The sequence below is a fragment of the Halorubrum sp. SD41 genome (genome assembly GCF_058630335.1).
Map to the genome: position 1 here is coordinate 1 of NZ_JBZVGZ010000036.1, position 21,616 is coordinate 21,616.

The 21,616-nt window shown below is 67.7% G+C and carries 15 protein-coding genes and 1 pseudogene; 10 read left to right on the top strand and 6 right to left on the bottom strand.

The annotated features are described in order from the left end of the window. The 8 genes and pseudogenes from AC4NMM_RS14165 to AC4NMM_RS14200 all read left to right on the top strand — a co-directional run. Window positions 1–239 (top strand): annotated as a pseudogene (locus AC4NMM_RS14165) (alpha/beta hydrolase); the annotation flags it as partial. 92 nt (window positions 240–331) lie between these two features. Next, a complete protein-coding gene (locus AC4NMM_RS14170) occupies window positions 332–874 on the top strand; it encodes a DUF2249 domain-containing protein (protein ID WP_096393470.1) in 543 nt (180 codons plus the stop codon). 126 nt (window positions 875–1,000) lie between these two features. Further along, entirely contained in the window at window positions 1,001–1,558 is a 558-nt protein-coding gene (locus AC4NMM_RS14175; protein WP_096393469.1) for a halocyanin domain-containing protein, read from the top strand. A 264-nt stretch (window positions 1,559–1,822) separates the two neighbouring features. Continuing rightward, window positions 1,823–3,742, top strand: coding sequence for a TAT-dependent nitrous-oxide reductase (gene nosZ, locus AC4NMM_RS14180; protein ID WP_491924548.1), 1,920 nt, complete (start codon window positions 1,823–1,825; stop codon window positions 3,740–3,742). Window positions 3,743–3,746: 4 nt separating this feature from the next. After that, entirely contained in the window at window positions 3,747–4,499 is a 753-nt protein-coding gene (locus AC4NMM_RS14185) for a hypothetical protein (RefSeq protein ID WP_096393467.1), read from the top strand. Beyond that, the gene (gene nosD / locus AC4NMM_RS14190; protein ID WP_491924549.1) at window positions 4,489–6,027 is read left to right on the top strand and encodes a nitrous oxide reductase family maturation protein NosD; all 1,539 of its coding nucleotides are present in this window, start codon (window positions 4,489–4,491) and stop codon (window positions 6,025–6,027) included. The genes AC4NMM_RS14185 and nosD overlap by 11 nt, the downstream gene beginning before the upstream one ends. Then, entirely contained in the window at window positions 6,024–6,839 is an 816-nt protein-coding gene (locus AC4NMM_RS14195; protein ID WP_096393465.1) for an ABC transporter ATP-binding protein, read from the top strand. Before nosD ends, AC4NMM_RS14195 begins: the two co-directional genes overlap by 4 nt. After that, window positions 6,836–7,828, top strand: a complete 993-nt coding sequence (locus AC4NMM_RS14200; protein WP_096393464.1) for an ABC transporter permease — start codon at window positions 6,836–6,838, stop codon at window positions 7,826–7,828. The genes AC4NMM_RS14195 and AC4NMM_RS14200 overlap by 4 nt, the downstream gene beginning before the upstream one ends. 54 nt (window positions 7,829–7,882) lie before the next feature. Here AC4NMM_RS14200 and AC4NMM_RS14205 read toward each other — a convergent pair whose 3' ends face one another. Further along, the gene (locus AC4NMM_RS14205; protein ID WP_096393463.1) at window positions 7,883–8,623 is read right to left on the bottom strand and encodes a helix-turn-helix domain-containing protein; all 741 of its coding nucleotides are present in this window, start codon (window positions 8,621–8,623) and stop codon (window positions 7,883–7,885) included. Between AC4NMM_RS14205 and AC4NMM_RS14210 the strand changes: the two genes are divergently transcribed. Together AC4NMM_RS14210 and AC4NMM_RS14215 are read left to right on the top strand one after the other, a co-directional pair. Further along, window positions 8,622–9,050, top strand: coding sequence for a DUF2249 domain-containing protein (locus AC4NMM_RS14210; protein ID WP_096393462.1), 429 nt, complete (start codon window positions 8,622–8,624; stop codon window positions 9,048–9,050). The genes AC4NMM_RS14205 and AC4NMM_RS14210 overlap by 2 nt on opposite strands. Before the next feature lie 667 nt (window positions 9,051–9,717). Continuing rightward, window positions 9,718–10,827: a radical SAM protein gene (locus tag AC4NMM_RS14215; RefSeq protein WP_491924550.1), complete on the top strand. Its 1,110-nt coding sequence runs from the start codon at window positions 9,718–9,720 to the stop codon at window positions 10,825–10,827. A gap of 14 nt (window positions 10,828–10,841) precedes the next feature. Here the strand turns inward: AC4NMM_RS14215 and AC4NMM_RS14220 are convergent, their stop codons facing one another. The 5 genes from AC4NMM_RS14220 to AC4NMM_RS14240 all read right to left on the bottom strand — a co-directional run bounded on the left by AC4NMM_RS14220 (window position 10,842) and on the right by AC4NMM_RS14240 (window position 21,561). After that, on the bottom strand, window positions 10,842–12,212 hold the full coding sequence (locus tag AC4NMM_RS14220) for an MFS transporter (RefSeq protein ID WP_491924551.1): 1,371 nt from the start codon (window positions 12,210–12,212) through the stop codon (window positions 10,842–10,844). Window positions 12,213–12,359: 147 nt separating this feature from the next. Next, a complete protein-coding gene (locus tag AC4NMM_RS14225; protein WP_491924552.1) occupies window positions 12,360–15,251 on the bottom strand; it encodes a UvrD-helicase domain-containing protein in 2,892 nt (963 codons plus the stop codon). Then, on the bottom strand, window positions 15,248–17,848 hold the full coding sequence (locus tag AC4NMM_RS14230) for a PD-(D/E)XK nuclease family protein (protein ID WP_491924553.1): 2,601 nt from the start codon (window positions 17,846–17,848) through the stop codon (window positions 15,248–15,250). The genes AC4NMM_RS14225 and AC4NMM_RS14230 overlap by 4 nt, the downstream gene beginning before the upstream one ends. Before the next feature lie 61 nt (window positions 17,849–17,909). Continuing rightward, on the bottom strand, window positions 17,910–20,819 hold the full coding sequence (locus AC4NMM_RS14235) for an N-6 DNA methylase (protein ID WP_491924554.1): 2,910 nt from the start codon (window positions 20,817–20,819) through the stop codon (window positions 17,910–17,912). Between the two features lie 157 nt (window positions 20,820–20,976). Continuing rightward, window positions 20,977–21,561: a DUF7437 domain-containing protein gene (locus AC4NMM_RS14240; RefSeq protein WP_491924555.1), complete on the bottom strand. Its 585-nt coding sequence runs from the start codon at window positions 21,559–21,561 to the stop codon at window positions 20,977–20,979. Window positions 21,562–21,616: the final 55 nt, after the last annotated feature.

The window sequence follows — 21,616 nt, forward strand, 5'->3', positions numbered from 1 at the left end:
AAGTGAAGGGAAGGAGGAGGGAGGAGGCCGGCGCGCCCGCCGAGGGGCAGGGCGCCCGCGAGGGTACGGAGAGCGCCCTTCCCCTCGCGCCGGGGCGCGGCCGGGCGACCGCTCGCGTCTTCGCGCGCGCGGACGCGGCGGTCGAGTGTCGGATCGACACGGGCGACGGCCACGGCCTCTCGGACGCGACGATGGACCGGATCGGCGATCGGATCGAGGGACTGCTCGGCGACGGCTGAGGTGTCGGGGTCGCCGAGCGGCCCGCGTCGCCCCCCGGTCCCGAACGTGTTCGCGCCGCCCGACATGGGGGTGTAGCGTCGAGGGTGAGGCGATGTCCGAACTCGACGTCAGAGAGATACCGCCGAACGAGCGACACGACCGGATCCACGACGCGTTCGCCGACCTGGACCCCGGCGAGTCGCTCACGATAGTCAACGACCACGACCCGAAGCCGCTCTACTACGAGCTGTCGGCCGAGGTCCCCGCGTTCGACGACGAGGCGTACGCGGTCGAGCGCGAGGGGCCGGAGCGGTTCGTCGCCGAACTGCCGAAGGCTGAGTCCGGTGGCGAACCGGAGGCGGTCCGGCTCGGCGACCTCGACGACGAGCCGCACGCGTCCGTGTTCCCGGGCGCGGAGCCGAAGACCGTCCGGCTCTCGCTGGCGGCCGGCGAGGGCGTCGCGGAACACGACCACCCGGACAGGACGGTCCTGTTCCACGCGCTGGAGGGTGCGTTCGACGTCGCGCTCGACGGCGAGAACCATCGCGTCGAGGCCGGGGAGCTGCTCCGGTTCGACGGCGAGCGGAGCGTGGAGCCGACCGCGCGCGAGGACGCCACCGCGCTGATCGTGCTGGCGCCGCGGGGGGAACGGTAGATTGAGCGCGACGGAACGGCGGACGGACCGGGTTCGGGACCGGTTGGCGAACATGTTCGTCGGAATTCCCGCGCGACTGGGCAGCGCACGGGGCGTTACAACTACTACCCACCAACGACCGACCACATGACGGACGACACGACACTCGATCGACGACGGTTCGTACAGGCGACGACCGCCGCGGGCGCGACGCTCCTGCTCGCCGGGTGTTCCGGCGGCGGTGACGGCGGCGACGGTTCGGACGGCTCCGGCGGAAGCGACGGCTCCGACGGCGGTGACGGCGGAGGCGGCTCGGACGGCTCCGACGGCGGCGGAAGCGGCGGCGACACGCAGTACCTCAGTGAGGAGCCCGATTACGGCGGCTGGCTGGAGGGCGCGAACAACTACGAGCAGACCGTCGACGCCACCGGGCAGGACGAGGTCACCGTCGACGTCGGTGCGGGCGACGGCCTCTCGTTCGGCCCGGCCGCGGTGGCCGTGAGCGCCGGCACGACCGTCGTCTGGGAGTGGACCGGACAGGGCGGCGGCCACAACGTCTCCGCCGATTCGGGCGCGTTCGAGAGCGAGACCGTCTCCGAAGGGGGACACACCTTCGAGTACACCTTCGAGGAGACGGGGACGTTCAACTACGAATGCACGCCCCACTCCTCGGTCGGCATGAAAGGGGCCGTCGTCGTTCGCTGACGCCGCGACGGAGCCGAACCGCGCGGAGCATCGACGCGGAATCGGACGAACCGCGCCCGGGACGCGGGCGCGGCGGAACCGGACTTTTTCTGACCGGGGTTTCGAGCAGCGAACGGGCCGCGTTCTCACATCGTCGGAACGCGGGGGGCGATCGCCGAACGTGTTCGCGCCCTTCCAGCCGCGCAGCAAGCCGCTTGAGGGGCTATATACGGCAGCCCGCAACGTCCGCCTGTCGCGAGGGAATCGCCGCTCGCGGATCCACCCATGTCGAACGACACACAGCGGTCCACGGACGCGGGAGAATCGGGCGAACAGACGACGGACTCGACTGACGGGTTCGACTCGATGCTCCCCGGGGTCCGTCGCCGCGACTTCATGAAGGCCGGCGCAGCGGCGGGCGGACTCAGCGGGCTGGCGGGCTGTACCAGCCTGCTGAGCGAGGACGACGTCCAGGGGACGGCCTCGACGAGCGGCGTCGACAACTCCGTGCCGCCGGGCGAACACGACGAGTACTACGCGATCCTCTCCGGCGGGCAGGCGGGCGACGTTCGCGTGTACGGGCTCCCGTCGATGCGCGAGCTCATCCGCATCCCGGTGTTCAACCGGGACGCCTCGCGCGGCTACGGCTTCGACGACGAGAGCGAACAGATGCTCGAGGACGCCGGCGGCTACACGTGGGGCGACACCCACCACCCGCGGATCAGTCAGACCGACGGCGACTACGACGGCCGGTTCGCGTACGTCAACGACAAGGCGAACGGCCGGATGGCCCGGATCGACCTGACGTACTTCGAGACGGACGCCATCGTCAACATCCCGAACCAGCAGGGGACCCACGGCGCCTGCGCGCAGCTGCCCGACACCGACCTCATCTTCGGCGTCGGCGAGTTCCGGACGCCGATCCCCAACGACGGGACCGGCGACCTCGAAGACCCCGACTCCTACGGCTCCGTCCTCGCCGCCATCGACCCCGAGTCGATGAACGTCGAGTGGGAGGTCCTCATCGACGGCAACATGGACAACGGCGACGGGAGCAAGGAGGGCCGGTACTTCTTCACGAGCGCGTACAACACCGAGGAGGCGGCCACGGAGTCCGGGATGACCCGCGCCGACCGCGACGACGTGAAGGCGTTCGACATCCCGCGGATCGAGGCGGCCGTCGAGGCCGGGAACTACGAGACCATCAACGAGGTCCCGGTCGTCGACGGGCGGAAGGACAGCCCGCTCAACCAGGGCGACGACCCGATCGTCCACTACATCCCGACGCCGAAGAGCCCGCACGGAGTCAGCGTCACCCCGGACAACGAGTACGTGATCGTCAGCGGGAAGCTCGACCCCACCGCGTCGGTGATCGACATCGACAAGATCGACGAGGTCGACGACCCCGCCGACGCCATCGTCGGGCAGCCGAAGCTCGGGCTCGGCCCGCTCCACACCGCCTACGACGGCCGCGGCCACGCGTACACGACCCTGTTCATCGACTCGCAGGTCGTCAAGTGGGACATCGAGGAGGCCGTCGAGGCCGAGAACCGCTCCGAGAGCCCGGTGATCGAGAAGATCGATGTCCACTACAACCCCGGTCACCTCATCGCCTCGGAGTCGTACACGGAGAACCCCGCGGGCGACTGGCTCGTCTCGCTGAACAAGCTCTCGAAGGACCGGTTCCTCCCGGTCGGCCCGCAACATCCGGAGAACGACCAGCTGATCTACATCGGCGACGACGAGGAGGGGATGCAGCTGGTGAAGGACTCGCCGGCGCAGGCCGAGCCCCACGACGCGTCGATCTGTCACAAGTCGAAGATCAACCCGAAGGAGGTGTACGACCCCGAGGACCTCGAACTCAGCCACACCGCCGAGGGCGAGTCGTCGATGGAGCGGGTCGGCGACGACCGCGTCGAGATCGAGATGTACTCCACCCGGAACCACTACGGGTTCCAGGAGATGGTCGTCCGGGAGGGAGACGAGGTGGAGATGCAGGTGACGAACATCGAGACCACGAGCGACATGCTCCACTCGGTGGCGATCCCGAACCACGACGTCCACATGCGGGTCGCGCCGCAGGAGACGCGCAAGGCGACGTTCACGGCGGACGAGCCCGGCGTCTACTGGATCTACTGCGCGCACTTCTGCAGCGCGCTGCACTTGGAGATGCGTTCGCGGCTCATCGTCAAACCGGAGGAATAACGCCATGAGCTCGTCGCTCGCGCGGTTGACCGAGATCCGACGCGCGCTCCCGCTGGCGGCGGCGGCGCTGCTCGTCGGCGCGCTGCTGGTCCCGGTGTGGAAGATCACGCTCACGGCGCCGCAGTACCCCGGTCAGGAGCTGCTCATCGAGCTGTACGCCTACCCGCGTCTGGGCGGCGACTTCGCCGAGGTACAGGGGCTGAACAAGTACGCGGGGTTCCACTACCCCGACCCGGTGTTCGTCGACCCGAACTACGCCGTCAGCGAGGCGGCGATCGACGTCCCCGAGTGGCTGCTCGGACCGGTCGTGTTCGTCGGGCTCGCGCTCACGGGGGCGTTCGTCGCGTTCGCGCCGACGGTCCGCAAGCTGAAGGCCGGGCTCACCGCCCAGCTCGTCGGGACGATCACCGTCTTCGTGGGGATGTTCGCGTTCATCCAGTACCGTCTCTATCAGGCCGGCCACTCGCTGGATCCGGACGCGCCGCTCCGCGGGATCGACCCGTTCACCCCGCCCCTGCTCGGCCCCTACGAGGTGGCCAACATCAGCGGCTTCGCGTGGTTCGGCCCCGGCGGGTACATGACCGTCGTCGCGGTCCTGCTGCTCGCCACCGCGTACCTGACGCGGGACATCGAGGCGACCGTGAGCGAGCTCCCGGCGCTGGCCCGTGCGCTTCCCGGAAAAATCCGCGAGCGCGCCACCGGCGGAGAGGTCGCCGACCGAGACCGCGAGCTCGGAGGGGACGACCATGTCGAATGACCGCCTCGAAGTCGGCTTCCTCGCCGCCGCCTGCGCCGTCGCCGTCGTCGCGGTCGCGCTCGGCGTGGCGCTTCCGGTGGTCGGTGCGGGCGTAGGGGGTTCGGGCGCAGGGGGTGCGGGCGGCGCCGCGGACGCGAGCGGGGCGGTCGCCCCGAACGCCTCCGCCGCCCCGGGACTCGACGTCACCACCGACTTCGCCGCGACCGGCGCGACCGCGCCCGACCGCGACGGGACCGCGAGGGTCGACGGCGAGTCGTTCGCGTCGGCGGGGGCGGCGATCGACGCCGCCGACCCCGGCGAGACGGTCGTCCTCGACGGCCGGTTCGAGGAGCGCGTGAACGCGAGCGTCGACGACCTGCGGATCGTCGCGAGCGAGGGCGGCGCCGTGATCGACGGCGGCGGCGAGGGGCGCGTGCTCACGGTTTCCGGCGAGAACGTCACCGTCTCGGGCGTGTGGATCCGCGGCTCCGGCAGCGACCTCGGCACCGAGGACGCCGGCGTCTTCGTCGCGGGGGACCGCGCCCGGATCGAGTCGGTCCGGATCACAGACACGGCGTACGGGATCTGGATCGACAGCGCCGACCGGGCCGTCATCGAGGACGTGCGGATCGACGGCCGTAAGGACGTGTACCCGGTCACCGACCGCGGCAACGGGATCCACCTGTTCGAGACGACCGGGACCGTCATCCGCGACAGCGAGATCACGCACACCCGCGACGGGATCTACTTCTCGTGGGCGACGGACGTGCTCGCCGAGAACAACACGATCCGCCACACGCGCTACGGCGTCCACTACATGTACTCGGACGACAACCGCCTCGTCGACAACGTCGCGGCCGACAACGGCGTCGGCTACGCGCTGATGGTGAGCGAGGGGCTGACGGTCCGGAACAACACCGCCCTGCGCAACGACGGCTCCAGCGGGCACGGCATCATGGCGAAGGACATCGAGGAGTCGACGATCGCCGGCAACCGCCTCGTCGCGAACCGCAACGGGCTCTACCTCTACAACGCACAGGGGAACCGACTCGTCGACAACCTGATCTACCGCAACGGGATCGGGGTCCACAGCGCCGCGGAGAGCGGGAACGAGGTCGTCGCGGGCAACAGCTTCGTCCGCAACGAGCGCGCGGTCCGGACGGCCCGCAACTCGCTCGTCGCGTGGAACGGCACCGAGCGCGGCAACTACTGGTCGGGCGCTCGGGTCGCCGACCGCGACGGCGACGGCGTGAGCGAGATCCGGCACCGACCGATCGGGATCGTCGAGAACCTCGTGGCCGACAACCCGCAGGCCGCGGCGTTCGCGAACAGCCCGGCGTTCGAGGCGGTGCGGCTGGCCGAGAGCTCGTTCCCGGTCATCGAGACGCCCGGCGTCGTCGACCACCACCCGCTCGTCGAGCCGAACCACGACTGGCGGGCCTACGAGCCGCGCGACGCGGGGAGCGGCGGCGGGCGCGCGGGCAGCGAGTCGACCGGCGGCGACGCGCGCGCCGCGAACCGAACCGCGGACACGGAGGACACACCATGAGAATCGACGCGACCGACGTGCGGAAGGCGTACGGGGACGTGACCGCCCTCGACGGGCTCTCGCTGTCGATTCCGAGCGGATCGACCTTCGGGATCGTCGGCACCAACGGGGCCGGGAAGTCGACGCTGTTCCGGCTGCTCGTCGGCCACGACCGACCGGACGCGGGGACGGTCAGCGTCGGCGGCATCGACGTGACGGAAGACGGCCGACGGATCCGCGAGCGGGTCGGCTACCTCCCCGAGGACATCGGGTTCCCGGACGGGCTCAGCGGCCGGGAGGTGCTCGGCGTCCACCGCGCGACCCGCGGCCTGCCGAAGGACGGCCGGACCGCCGAGGCGATCGAGCGCGTCGGGTTGACCGCGGACGAGGCCGACCGCCGCGTCTCGGGCTACTCGAACGGCATGGGGCGGCGGCTCGGCCTGGCGACGGTGCTGCTCCCGGACCCCGACGTGCTCATACTCGACGAGCCGACGGCGGGACTCGACCCCCGCGGCGTCGACGAGTTCCACGCTATCGTCGAGGAGATAACGACGGAGACGGACGCGACGGTCGTGTTCTGCTCGCACGTGCTGGGGGAGGTCGAGCGGCTCTGCGACCGCGTCGCCGTCCTCCACGACGGGCGGGTGCGCGCGGCCGGGCCCGTCGACGAGCTCGCCGCGGAGGCCGAAGCCGCCGCTGTCGCCGACCGCGACGGCGACTCGGCGACCCGGCCCGGTCGCGAGCGCGACGGCCTCCGGGCGGCGTTCCGCGAGGCGGTCGGGGACGACGCGCCCCCGAGTTCGGCGACGGACGCCGAGGAGGTGGCGCCATGAGCGACTCGCGCGAGCAGTCCGACGACGGGACGGAGGAAGCGACGCGACCCGACGGGGGCCACCCGGACGCGGCGGCCGCGGTCGACGCGCTCGACGGCGGCACGGAGGTCGACGCCGGCAGTTCGGAATCGACGGCGACCGCCGCCGCGGCCGAGACCGAGACGGCCGCCGGGGGCGTGCGCGGCGCGCTCAGACACGTCTTCGTCGTCGCCGTCACGGAGTACCGGCTCGCGGTCCGGAGCCGCTGGGCGCTCGCGCTGACCGCGCTGTTCGTCGTGTTCGGCGGGGTGATCCTCACGTTCAGCGGCTCCGCGGTCGGACCGGCGGGCGCCGAGCGCGTCGTCGCGTCGCTGACGAGCCTCGCGGCGTACCTCGTCCCGCTGGCGGCGCTCGCGCTGGGCTACGACGCGATCGTCGGCCGCGAGGCGGAGGGGTGGCTCGCGGTCGTGTTCTCGCTGCCGGTCCGCCGGAGCGAGGTCGTCGCCGGGACCTACCTCGGGCGTCTGGCGGTGCTGGCGGGCGCGACGGTGCTCGGGTTCGGATTCAGCGGCGCCCTGATCGTCCGCGAGTTCGGCGCCGGCGCGCTCGACGCGTTTCTCGGGTTCCTCGGGGGGACGGTCGCCGTCGGGGCCGCGTTCCTCGCGGTCGCGCTGCTGCTGTCGACCGTCGCCCGCGAGAAGACCCACGCGCTCGGCGCGGCGCTGCTCGTGTGGGTGTGGTTCGTGTTGGTCCACGACCTGCTCGCGCTCGGGGTCGTCGCGGCCGTCGACCTGCCCGACGCCGCGCTGTCGGCGCTGGTCTACTCGAACCCGGTGAGCGCGTTCCGCGTGCTCGTCCTGAGCGGACTCGGCACGACCGCCGGCGGCGGGTTCACCGCCGTCCTCGCCGGGACGGGGCTCTCGGCGGGCGCGCTCGCGGCGTCGCTCGTCGGTTGGTGCGCGGTGCCGGTCGCCGCCGCGGGAGTCCTCGTCCGTCGCCGCCGGCTCTGAAGAGGGGCGTTCGATCGCGCGCGGCGACCGGTCCGAATCTCCTCGTCGACCGCGTTACTGAATCCGCTCGATCCCGTCGTCCTCGGGCGACTCGAAGTCGATCGGACGCCGCGGGAGGTCGTCGACGAACTCCCGGACGATGGTGCGCTCGACGCGCTGGAGCACCTCGCTACAGGTCGACTTCGCGATGCCGACGTGCTCGGCCACCTCGGTGAGCGTACACTCGCGGGGCACGTCGTAGTAGCCGCGGTCGACCGCCTCGAAGAGGACCTCGCGCTGGCGCTCCGTGAGCGACCCGCCGGGGTTCACGCGCTGCTGGACGTACTCCACCTCGAACTCCGCGCCCACGTCGCGGAGCGCGTCGCCGAACTTCGCGACGCGCTCGTGGTCGCCCGTCACGTCGACGCGGGCGACGCCGTCGCGGATCTCGACCGGCATCTCGATGGGGACGCCGGCCCGCCGCGCGACCGTCTGGAGGAGCGGGACGAGCGCCTCGACCTGGACGGTGACCATCCCGTCGTCCTCGGCCATCACCGACGAGTGGGTGATCGTCTCGTGGTCGTCGATCGCGTCGAGGATCGGGGCCGTGTCGTCCGCGGTGACCCGGACCAGCGCGAACCCCGCGCCGTCTTCGGGCGTCGCGGTCAACACCTGGAACCGCGCGTCCGGGAACTCCCGCGAGACGTCGCCGACCCACGGGCCGTCCGGGATGTCCACGCGGAGGCGTGCCTGTGCCATGCGCGCCCGTTCGGCACCGGGGTGGAAGTACCTTCGGCTCCGCGCTCGTCGGAACATGTTCGTCACAAACAATCCGGGGATGAGGTTCGTATCGTCGAACATGAGCTCCGAACCCGGCGATCAGGCGGCGGTCGAACGGGCGGTGGCCGAGCGGACGGACGCGCCGACGAGCGGGGAGACCGTCTCCCTCGACGTGCGGAACCTCGGGCCGCCGAAGCCGCTGCGCGAGACGCTCGAACGCGTCGAGGCGCTCGGCGACCGCGACGTGTTGGTCCAGTACAACGACCGGACCCCGCAGTTCCTCTTCCCACGCTTAGCGGACCGCGGGTTCGCCCACGCCGCGGTCGAGACCGACCCGACGGACGCGGTCGTCACGGCGATCTGGCCGGCGGACGGCGAGAAGGCAGTTTCCGACGACCGGGCAGGCGAGGGTGACCGGGCAGGCGAGGGCGAGCCGGCCGCGGGCGACGCGAACGGGACCTGAGGAATCGCGATCGGTGGTTTCGGCGCGGTCCGGCGACAGAGAGCTCTCCTTGACCGATCATGGGTACGGGCGAATCGTGTCGCCCGCGTAATCGTTTATAAATGGCCGAGAAGCATCGTCGTGCTCACTTATAAATTGACGACTCCGCTGTGGCGAACACCGCCAAAGCCCCAGCTCCTCGCTTATAAATGATCGACTGTGTATCGGCGGCGAACACCGCCAAAGCCCCAGGCGCGAGGAGCTCGGACGCTCGCTGCGGTCCTCAGTCACTCGCTCCGCTCGTTCCCTGCGGTCCTTACGTCGCCTCCGAGCTCCTCGCGCCTGCCCCTTTGAGTCTCCCCCCGCACCGCTCCGCACAGCACCTCACGCCTCCCCAGCCTCGTCGCCGGACTACGCGCCGGCGACCTCGCGCGTGCGACTCGCGCCCTGCGGGCGCTCGTCGGCACGCAGGGAGGCGCGACGCGCCTCTTGTAGCCGGCGGCAGAGCCGCGGGCGACGCCGACCGCATCGTCTTTTATAAGGGATTGTCGTTGCCTTTCAGGAGCATTTAAATGCCGCATCGCGGCCGGCGATCGGATACACGCCTCCGCTATCGCTCGCTGCTACCGCCGGGGAACACGTTCGGGAACGACCCCAAACGGATCGGGATCGTAGGCGGGCGTGAGCGATGTTCGACGACCTCGACACGGACCGGCGGCCGCTGGTCCTCGTCTGGGAGGTCACGCAGGCCTGCGGGCTCGCGTGCCGGCACTGCCGGGCCGACGCGCGGCCGCAGCGGCATCCCGACGAGCTGACGACGACGGAGGGGAAGCGACTGCTGGAGGACGCCGCCGCGTTCGGCGACGGGCAGCTGGTCGTCCTCTCGGGGGGCGACCCGCTCGCCCGCGACGACCTGACGGAGCTGGTCGCGCACGGCGAGGACCTCGGCCTTCGGATGACGATCACGCCGAGCGGGACGCGCTCGCTCACGCCCGAGCGCGTCCGCGACCTCGGCGACGCCGGGATCGCGCGGATGGCGCTCAGCCTCGACGGCTCGACCCGCGAGCGCCACGACGCGTTCCGCGGCGAGGAGAGCTTCGCGGACACGGTCGAGGCCGCGCACGCCGCCCGCGACGCCGGGATCCCGCTCCAGGTCAACACCACCGTCTGCGCGGACACGGTCGACGACCTGCCGGCGATCCGCGACCGCGTCCGCGAGCTCGGCGCCGTCCTCTGGAGCGTCTTCTTCCTCGTTCCGGTGGGTCGCGGCCGCGTCCTCGACCCCGTCTCGCCCGAGCGCGCCGAGGACGCCATGACGTGGCTCCACGAGGTCTCGGAGGAAGAGCGGTTCGGCGTGAAGACGACCGAGGCGCCCTTCTACCGCCGCGTGGGCATCCAGCGGGCGGAGGCGGGCGAGACCGACGGCGCCGCCGGGCGACAGGGCGGGATCACGGCCGGGCGCGGGTTCGCGTTCGTCAGCCACACGGGCCAGGTGTACCCGTCCGGGTTCCTGCCCGAGTCGGCCGCCGACGTCCGCGAGCGGTCGGTCGTCGACGTCTACCGGAACGCGGACCTCTTCGAGTCGCTCCGCGACCCCGACGGCTTCTCCGGGAAGTGCGGCGCCTGCGAGTTCCGCCACGTCTGCGGCGGGAGCCGGTCGCGCGCCTACGCCGCCACCGGCGACCCGACCGGCAGCGACCCGCTCTGCCCGTACGTCCCGGAGGGGTACGACGGGCCGCTCCCGGAGCGGCAGCGCGGGCCGGGAGACGACGGCGACCGACCGGAGCCCGCGGACTGAGAGCGGACTCGAGTTCAGGCGTACGCCTCGAACTCCTCGCCGAACGCGAGGAAGTAGCCGGTGCCGGCGACGCCGACGACGGCCGCGACGGTGAACGCGACCTCGGGGCTGACGAAGTCCCACAGGTACCCCCCGATCGCCGCGCTCGGGATCACGATCGTGTTCCGGAGCAGGTAGTACGTCCCGGTCACGCGTCCCCCGGTGCCCCGCTCCGCCGGCCCGACGATCAGCGCCTTGTGCGACGGCAGCCCGGCGAACCGGAGCCCCGAGAACGCGAACACGGCGACCATCACGGCCCAGAGCGGCAGCGCCGACCCCGCCAGCGTCGGCGCGTAGATCAGCACGACGGGGAAGACGGCGTACACCGCGAACCCGACCGCGACCACCGGCTTGAGGCCGACCCGCTCCGCGAGCCTCGATGCGGGAACCATGATCAGCAGCGCGACGAGCATCTCGACGCCGAGGAGGTAGCCGAAGAACGCCTGCGGCGAGAGGTCGACGGCGTAGGAGAACCCGCCGAGCGCGACGGTCGCGTCGAGGCCGACCTCGAAGAACTGCGTGACGACGAGGACGAAGAACACGTACACCATCCCGTTCGCGAACCGGACGAGCGTGTCGCCGACGAGCAGCGGCCGGAGCGGCGCCGGCATCTCCCGCAGGTCCTCGCGGATCCGATCGAGCCCCGCGAACGAGTCGCCGAAGGAATCGCCGCCCGCGTCGTAGAGGACGTGCTGAACGACCGTGCCGAGGACGCCGAAGCCCACGGCGACCGCGAGGACGAACCGGAAGCTCACGGTGAACTCGGAGCGAAACCCGATGAGGAGGGCCGCCAGCACCGGACCGACGAGGAACGCCGTCCGCCGGAACGTCTCCGTGCTGGCGAACCCCGCGGCCAGCCGCGAGGGGTCCGTCGCCTGTTTCACCACCGCGAACGTCGCGCCGAGGCCGAACGACTTCCACGCCTGCGCGAGGACGAGGCCGACGAAGATCCAGACCCACGGGTCGACGGTGAACCCGGCGACGGAGATCTGTCCGATCCCGGGCGCGACCAGCCAGACGAGGAAGCCGAGCGTCGACAGGAGTCCGAACAGCGTCAGCGCGTATCGCGACCCGATCCGATCCGAGACGGCGCCGCCCGGGTACGGGTACAGCGCCGAGATGACGTTGCCGAACGTGCCGAACAGTCCGACGACGAACCCGGACGCGCCGAGCGCGACCATGTACTCCGGGAGGTACCGGTTCGTCATCTGGAAGCCGAGGCTGAACGCGAACATCGCGACCGATAAGACGAGGACGTCCCGCTCCAAGGCGAAAAACCGCCGGAACGCGTCGAGCGCCCCGGACCTCTCAGCGCCGCCCGCGTCGCCCGCGCCGTCGTCGCTCACGCGTCGTCCCCCGGCGTCGCGAGACGGTCTCTGCCGGCGGCTCCGACTCGGGCCGGCGGTGCGAGGGAAACCAGCATGCCCGCTCTCCGGCCGGAACCGACAAAAACCCAACTCCGTCGGTCGGACTCCGACGCGGCCGACCCCCGGTCAGTCGGACTCCGACTCGGCCGCGCGAACGAACGCGCGCAGCTCCCCGATCGAGTGCGGCTCGACCCGTTCGCGCGTTCCGTCGCTCGTGTAGAACAGGCTCGTCTCGACCGCCTTCTCCGGGAACCACTCGTCGAGGACGTGGGAGTAGACGCTGAGCTGCTTTCTGTACTCCGGCTGCGCGCGCCGCGTCGCGTCCGTCTTGTAGTCGATCACCTCGACCCGGTCGGCCGTCACGTGGACGAGGTCGACGATCCCGGAGACGGTGACGCGGCGGCCGTCGACGTCGATCGGGAGCGTCACCGGCTCCTCGACGTGCTTCTCGCCGGATAGGCCGTCGAGGAGCTCGACGACCCGCCGCTCGTGGTCGTTCGACGGCGTCACGTCGTCGTCGAGCGCGTACGCCTCCGCGAACTCGTGGACGCGGGAGCCGAAGTCCATCCCCCGCGTCTCCGGTTCCGGTTCGGGCTCAGGCCCGGCCTCCCGGCGCTCTCCGGCCTCCTCGAACACCGACTCGTCCATCAGCGAGTGCGGAGAGTGGCCGATCGGTCCGTCCGGCGCCGTCACCGCGAACGGCAGCTCAGCGTCGCCTGGCTCGCCGCGGTCGAGCGGCTCCACGTCCGGTTCGACCTCCTCGACGGCGACCGGGAGCTCTTCGAGGAACGTGTTCGGCTCTTCCCCGGCCGCGAACACGACGTGGCTCTCCGCCCGCGTGACAGCGACGTACAGCAGCCGCCGCTCCTCGTCGTACTCGCGCGGCAGACAGCCCCTGATGACATCGTGCCGCCAGTTGTCGTACACGTGCGGGTGAGCGCCCTCCTCCGAGTAGATCTTCCGCTGTCGGAGGCCGACCGGGTCTCGGTACTCGATCACGCTCGACCCGCCGGCCCGCGGCGGGAAGCGCCCCTCGTTCATGTTCGCCATGACGACGATCGGGTACTCCAGCCCCTTCGCGGTGTGAATCGTCTGAACGGTCACCGCGTCGTCGCCCGCGGTCGCGCGGACGTCGACGGTGCTGCCGGTCTCGACGCCGCGCTCGATGTGCCGGATCAGTTCGCCGCGGGTCGCCGTCGTCGAGTCGTGGACGGACTGGACCGTGTGGAGGAGGACGTCCGCCACGTCGCCCGCGTACCCGTAGCGGTCGAGGACGCGGCGCGCCACCGCGCCGACCGACTCCAGTTCGCGGAGCTCGTCGCGGAATTCCGTCGGCTCGGTCGGGTACGATCCCGTCTCCAAGGCGTGATCGATCTCGTCGAACGCGTACCCGGCCCGCTCGAGCACCACCGCCCAGCCGCGGTCGGCGTCCGAGTCGAGGACCCGGAGCCACGCGAGCAGCAGCTTCGCCGGGTCGGTCCGGAACAGCTCGATCCCGCCGTCGTAGGCCAACGGGAAGTCGTACTCGGCGGCGACGTCGAGCAGTTCTCGGCCGTAGTCCCGCGTCCGCGTGAACACCGCGACGTCCCCGTACTCCGGCGGCCGCGGCTCGCCGTCCTCGCCCTCGACGGCGTACTCGTCGCTGCCGACGATCGCCTGTACCTTCGAGAGGACGGCCTCGTGTTCGTCCTCGTGGCGGACCCCCTCGACGACCGTGTTGTCGAAGGCGGCGTTCGAGGAGAGGCCGACGACGTCGGCGGGATCGGTCTCGACCGCGTCGCCGCTCGACGCCGGCGTCACGATCGCCCGCTCGGAGAGGTCGATGACAGACTCGGTGGACCGGTAGTTCTCCCGCAGTTCGATCCGGGTCGGGTCTGGCGCGTCGAACGGGACCCTGTCCGCGTCGTCGTTGAGGTCGGCGGCGAACCGCTCCAACCGGTCTTCGAACGCCTGGATGTTGCGCACGTCCGCGTACTGGAACGAGTAGATGCTCTGCTTCCAGTCGCCGACGACGCAGAAGTTATCAGTTCCCGACAACAGCAGCGCGAGCTTGAACTGGACCTCGCTGGTGTCCTGGAACTCGTCGACCATGACGTACTCGAACGTCGCCGCCTCTCGGGCGCGCTCGTCCTCGCAGAGGAGGACGAACGCGAACAGCTGGAGGAAGCTGAAGGATAGGTAGTTGCGCCGCAGCGCGAACCGCAGGTACTCGACGTAGACGTCGTGAACGAACGCCTTGAGGTCCGACCGGTCCTCGTAGAAGACCTGCCGCGCCACGTCGTCGTCGAGCCGCTTCGTCCCGCGGCCGCCCCGGAGCGTCGACTTCGACGGCGCGTCCGCGCGGTACGTCTTGTCCCGACCGAACCGGCTCAGGTCGTCGCGCAGCTTCGACTGTTTCCGGCCGTCGTTCCGGGGTTGATTCGCCTCGTCGAACCGCTCCGTGAACGCCTCGAAGTCCCCGTCGAGGTGCGCCTCGCCGTTCCGGTACCAGCCGTCGGTCGTCGGGAAGATCCCCTTCGACGCGAGCTCCTCGATCAGGTCGAGCAGTTCGTCCGGCGCGGAGAGCGCCCGATAGCAGTCTGCGTGTTCCGGGTGGTCGTCGCGGAAGCCGCCGAAGAACTCGCGGAACCGCTCGGCCTCGATCAGCTCGTCTTCGAGGATCCGCGTCGAGCCCGTGATCCGCTCGTCGAGGCCGAGGTGCGTCGGCGCGGCGTACCCGTGCTCCTGAAGGATCTCGTGGCAGTGCGAGTGGAACGTCCGGATCGGGGCGTCGGCCAGCTCCCGCAAGCCGTACGCGCTGTGGTCGACGATCCGCTCTTTCATCTCGGTCGCGGCGCTCCGCGTGAACGTCGCCAGCAGCACGTCCTCCGGCTCCACGTCCGGTCGGTCGACGATCCGCCCGTACCGGCGGGTGACGGCGAACGTCTTCCCGGTCCCGGGGCCGGCGTCGACGAGGTACGGCCCCTCCGTGGACTCGATGAGCTCCCGCTGCGCGTCGTTCGGCGTGGGCTCGCTCATCGGTCTTCCTCCAGCAGCAGGTCGCGGTTGTCCACGCGCCGGTAGTTCGGCTCGCCAGCGAGCCCGTCGACCGGGAACCGCTCCTCGCCCGCCCGCCGGGCGTTGAGCTCGTCGAGGCGCTCGTCGACGAACGCCTCGAAGGCGTCCAGGTCCTCGCGGAAGAACGCTCGCTTTCGAGCGCCGTTGAACTCGCGGATCGCCTGGTCCGCCCCCTTCTCGGCGTCGACGTCCGCCGAGGTCCTCGCGTCGACCGCGGCGGTGAACCGGTCGGCGAACTCGGAGTCGCGCAGCTCACCTCTGTCGGTCGTCTCGGGGAACGTCAGCGGCGCCACGGTCTCCTCGTACGCGGCGTAGCCGAGGTCTTCGAACGTCTCCTGACAGTCGTTGTAGCCGTCGAGCAGCCGCTCGTACGCCTCCCGGGAGCCGACGTACTCGTCGAAGGAGTTCGGGTGGTAGGTGACGGTCGTGAGCGCGTCGTCGAGGTCGGCGTCGCCCGCGACGACGTCGGCCATCGGTTCGAGGAAGTGGAAGAGCGTGAACTCCAGCCGCTCGTCCGGGCGGACCGTCCGGTAGTAGGTCAGGTACAGCGCGGCCTGGAAGTCGGGCGCGTCCGCCGGCGGGTCGAGCGCCGCGCCGCCCACGACCTGCGTGAGTCGCTTCTTCCGCCCGCTCTTGTAATCGAGGAGCTGCGTCGGCGACCGCACGAGGTCGATCTTCCCCTTCACGCCGAGCGCGTCGTCCTCGAACCAGCGCTCGGTGAGCGGGGAGTCGACGGGCTCGTCGAAGTAGTCGGCGAAGAAGTTGGTCCCCCACCCCGACGCCGGCGTGAGGAAGTCGTCGGACGCCGGCCCCTCCTCGTCGAGGTACTCCGTTATCAGCTCTAAACCGATGCGGTACGTCCGGCGGCGGAGCGGCTCGTCGGCGGCCGAGAAGAACGCCTCGGCCTCCGCGATCATGGCGTCGACGAGGTCGTCGGCGTCGGCCGCCGCGACGACGTCGGGGTGGTTCACGTAGAACTCCGCGAAGTCGTGGAAGAGGTTCCCCTCGACGAACCGCTCCCGGTCGGGGGTTTCGAGGAGCCGCCCGAAGCAGTAGTCTCGAGGGCTGTTGACGTAGCTGTTGAGCGTCGACTGGCTGACCGTCTCGACGGTCTCGGCGTCGACCCCCGTCGACTCGCGCTCGAATCCCGCGCCCGTCGACCGCGGACGCCGCCGGTGTTCGACCGAGTCGAGGTCGCTGAACCGCTCGAACTCCTCGTCGAGCAGGTCGCCGAGGTACAGGCAGGGGGTGATCGGCTCCCCGCCGGCCGCGTCCTGGACGAGGTAGTACTGCCGGTCGCCGCTCTGGAGGAGACGCTGGAAGCTCCCGACGTAGCGGTCGAACTGCGCCTCGGTGTCCACCCACGGCCGCTGGGGGGCCGAGTGCGTCCACTCCTCGCTCATGCCGAGGTGGAAGACGACGGGACGGTCGACGTACGCGGAGGACTTCGCGTCGGCGAGGAGGACGCCCTCGTTGTCCCTGTCGACCGGGACCTCGTACGTCTGGAGGTAGTAGGCGAGCCGGTCGACGGCGCCGTCCGTCACGGGGTCGTCGGCGAGCCCCAGGGTCCGCAGCTCCTCGGCGAGCCGGCTCAGTTCGACGCCGGCCTCGGACGCGTACGCGTCGAGCGCCTCGGCGAACGTCCGGTCCTCGACGCCGTCGCGGAACGCGCGCAGCCACGCCACGCCCGGTCCGTCGACCGCCCCAAGGCGCCGCTCGCGGTCGGCGATCGGCGCGTCGATCCCCAACTGCGAGAGGACCGGGGCGGCGTCGCCGACGGTCGTCTCGGACCCCCGGAAACAGAGCCGGAGGAGCCGGACGAACGCCCGGTGGTGCGGGTCGTCGGCGAACCCCGGGCCGCCGTAGAAGGGGACGTCAGCCGCCTCGAACGCGGACTCGACGAGCGAGGAGTACTTCCCGCCGCCGTCGAGGACGACGGCGACGTGCTCGGCGTTGCGCGCCGAGACCGTGTCGAGGAGCGCGGCGACGACGTCGGTCGCCGACTCGAAGACGTGGAAGGGCGGGTAGTCGAACGCCTCGTCGGTGAAGGGGTCGACGCGGTCGAACTCCTCCGGGAGGACGCTCCGCTCCAGTTCGGTCAGCTGATCGTGGCCGACGACGGCGACGGACTGATCCTCGTCAACCGACCGCTCCCCGTCGACCGTGTACTCGCTGAGGCGCTTCGACGTCGTGCGGAGGCTCCGCATCACCTCCACGACCTCGCGGGTCGCGTCGTCGACGTAGGCGTCGTACGCTAAGATCGCGTCGAGGCGGCCCGTGTGTTCCCAACACTGGAGGACGTTCCCGACGGCGTACGCGACCGCCTCCCAGTCGTGGTCCGTCTCGGTGACCAGCTCGAGGAACGCGCGGCGGTCCTCCGCCTGCTCGCGTCGGCCGGCTGCGAGGCGGCGCGGCGTGGTCGCGAACGTTCCGAAGTGGGGGCGGTCGAGGCGGCGGTTTATCGCGCTCGCCAGCGCGGCGTCGGGAGTCACGACGAGGTCGTGGTCGGCGACCTCCGCGTAGAGTGACTCCGCGGGTTTCGCTCTCCGAATAGGCACGACTACCGGGAGCCGGACGAGTCACAAAAAGATAGCGGGGACGCGGCCTCGCCCGTCGTACTTACCCTCCAAACTCCGATAGTCCCTGCTGCTGGGGGCTATTATCTTGGAATGTCATTTCGATCTGCCCTTCCAACTCGTCGAGTTCCTGAATAAGTGGTTCCACCTCCTGACCTTTGGTACGGCGTGCTTGCTTGATTGTTTCAGCCATCTGTTGGACCTCGGGCACCGTAATGTCCAGATCGAGTGCTTCAATGAACACCTCGTCAATGTCATCGAGCCCGTTTTCGTCTCCATTCGTTAGCTTCTCAAATCCGTTCTTCACTTTGGAAGCCTGTTTATTTGAAAGGGAGTCGGGATTGAGTACGCGCAGCGAACGAAGATCGGATCCCGAAAGGTTGATCGCACCACCTCCTGTGACCCGCCCATGGCTTTCAATGACGATCTTAGTGATGCTCGAATTGAGTAGTCCAAGAAGCAACTCCGCGTCGTCATCTGGTTTTACCAGCAGGAACCGATTGCTCGGGACGATATCCTGATCTGTTTTGAAAAAGAACAGTCGGGTATCCATCGCCTGCGGGCAGATAATCGGCGCAAGTTCGTCTTCCAGGGATCCCATGTTGAACCACGGCTGATAGTTTTGGATCGACTTGTTGGTTCGCGAAGATTGATTCTCTGCCCACTTTAAATACGAAAGAACACCGTCATACCCGTCTGTGCGAAGTGATTTCAGTACCCTGTCCTCCAGATCACTCGTCGATCCAAATCCGGACATCGACATTACGTCGTCGACGTAATCATTCATGTCGAGCATCCACTTCACGGCATCATCAGGGGTGTGCTCGAACTTCCCCCCCCCTATTTCTTTCACACTCTTGATTGCTGGTCGTAAGAACTCTTCCTCGACGTTTCGCGATTTTATCTCGTCCTCGTCAAGGAGGAAGATCGGATTTGCTCCTGTCTTTTTCCCACGAGTGATGTTCGCGACCTCCGACAGAGGAACCGTGTCATTATGCTCAAGAACTGCGGTATACAGCGCTGGAGCATTGATATAGTGGTGTAGCTTCTCCTCGATATTATCCATCAAATAGGACTGGTCGACGGAGATTGTCCTGTAGTTCGGTCTACTGTGTATCTTCATGAACGAGTCGTCCGGAATGCCGTAATCCCGGTCGATCACTCGGAGCGCGTCGTCCGGGTCAATCGGGCTGTTGATTCGGACGAAGTTCGTTTCCGTGTTTGCTCGCTCTTCCGGATCCTCGCACCGTTCCATCATTAGCAGCACCGTGTCAACGAGCGCACTCTCGAAGACGCGCTTTCGGAACCCCACGACAGCTTCTACCTTATAATGGTCAAAGAGGAACTGTTGGAGGGATGGCCCGTAATCGGCTACCATCCACTTTGTCGGAACGATCCAAGCTAACCGTCCACCCTCACGAAGGAAGCTGGTGACGTGTGTTAAGAAGTAGCAGTAGAGGTCACTCCGTCCGTCGATCTGCTTGTCTCCATCGTAGTACGCCTGTTTCGAACTGGGACCGAATTGCTTCAGATGCTCTCGGAAGTGGTCCCGATTCGGGTAAAGGTACTCTTGGCGGACGTACGGAGGGTTAGCTGCGGTAGCGTCGAACTTTCCGATGGGATCGCTGGACCCCTCTGCTGCCTCGCCGCGAACACCGAGCCGACTACTTTGGAACCGTCTTGTGTCAGAATCGAGGTCGAAAAAGTCCGCATGGTACGCGAACAGTTCGTTTGTGGGCTGGTGGATATTCCTCGTCGCGAGGTTCAGTGCTGTCAGGTGTAGCGGGAATTTATTGATGTCGACCGCTGTGATGCTCCGGATGATCTCCTCGTGAGAGAGGCCATCCAGTTCTTCCATCCGTTTGTATGCCTCAACGGTAATCGATCCAGACCCACTACATGGATCGAGGAACCGATCATCGCTTGATTGAATCGCCCAATTTGAGAGAATAGATCCGATTTCGTCCGGCGTGTAGAACTGACCGAGCTCTTTCCGTTCTTCGACAGGAATGAGTTCTTGATAGATCTGTCCAGCAACGTCAACGCTGATATCTCGCAGTGGCTCTTCTTCGATACTCCTGGTAAACGAATGGAGCCTCTTTCTCGTGAGATCGTTCTCGGGGATCTGCTCGAAGAACTCGCTGTCATTCTTAAATATCGCTTCGTAATCGATCTCGTCCATGATTGACTGGAAGCAATCTTCCAGATGTTGGTCGAGCCTATCGACCGAAACTCCCCCGTATATCTGATTCAATGGGAGACCGCTCTCCGTGTCAACGTCTTGTTCTCGGACGAGTTCGTAGAATACGATCCGATTCATCAACAGGTACGCGTACTGCTGTGCCGCGATCCTGAATGTCCGTTCTACGTCGGGATACTCAAACGGGTAATCGTTCTCCCGAGCCCACTCAACGAACTGTTCTTGGAACTGCTCGCTTTTCTCGAACTCCCGCTCGATTAGCTCCTGATAGGTCGGATAAATACTGGTGTGGAAGCTACGTAATCGACTGATGATCAGGTCATCAAATTGGAATATCTGTCCGCGACCTTCCTGTAATTCCTTGACATCCTGTAAAAATTCCTCAAAGAACTGCGGTAACGAGAGGCGTCTCAAATTGTAGTGTTTCCGATCAAGTTCCGTAATACTGGTCGCAGTTTCTGTTCTCCGGAAGAGGAACACGTCGTTTTCGTTCGCTGTTGCGAATAGTGAGACTCCCTTGTCTCGTGCGTACCGGTGTCCTTGTTTGACGACTTCGTATGAGTGGGGATCAATATCGCCACGCTTCACCTCGATAACAACGCCCTCACGCAGATTGGAGGGAAGATAGATATCGATAAAACCGGTCTGAGTCTTCTCCTCACCCACCGGTTCATCGAATTCAGACTCGTTCTCGGAGATGTAGTCTTTTAAAGATGAAAATAGACGAGCATGAAACTCGAATTCCGCTGGCATATCCAACTCATGCTACCGGGAGGAACATGAATGTTGACTTCTTGAGAATCAGACTGGGTCGGTTCGATCTTTACTCTTTATCAGGTCATTACCTCGATCAACTCAAACCCATTTTATGAGAGTACAGAGACAGTCGCCCCAGTCATCGCTGCTGCCGTCAGTCCGCTGTCTCGGGCGGTCGATCGCGGGCACTCCGGATGTCCTCGAAGTACGGGTCGACCGACTCCATGTCGAGGACGACCTCTCGGAGGGCCTGTAAGACGGCGATAGCGAACGCGGGCTGAAGATCGAGTTCACGGGCGGCGACCCGCTCCGACATCTCGCCTTCGGCGTAGGGGATCGCGTACGTTAGTGCGGCCGCGAGCTTTCCCAGGCCTTGCTTTTCGAGCAGGAGATCGAGATCCTGATCGTGGGGTGCGCGTCCGATCGCTTCGATGAGGGTCGGAGTGACCGTGTATTCGTCCCCGTCGAGGTCGACGGTAAGCGTGATCGGAGCCGCCGAATAGATGTGCGTCTTCTGTGCTTCGTCTCGCGTCAAGACCCCGAGCTCAACGAGAGTGCCCGTATCGGAGTACGCGGTCGTCCGCGGCACCTCCAACGCGTCAACGACGTCGTCGATCGTGACGCCTCCCTCACGGAGGACGAACGTGTACAGCCGCGCCAGCCGTGGCTCCTCCAACAGCTGGGCCACCGACAGGAGGCCGTTAACGGCGCGCTCAGGCCCCTCGGCCGTTTTCGACATACAATACACAATTCATGTGTTGTGTAATAACGCTTGGGGGCACGTCTTGGAACCG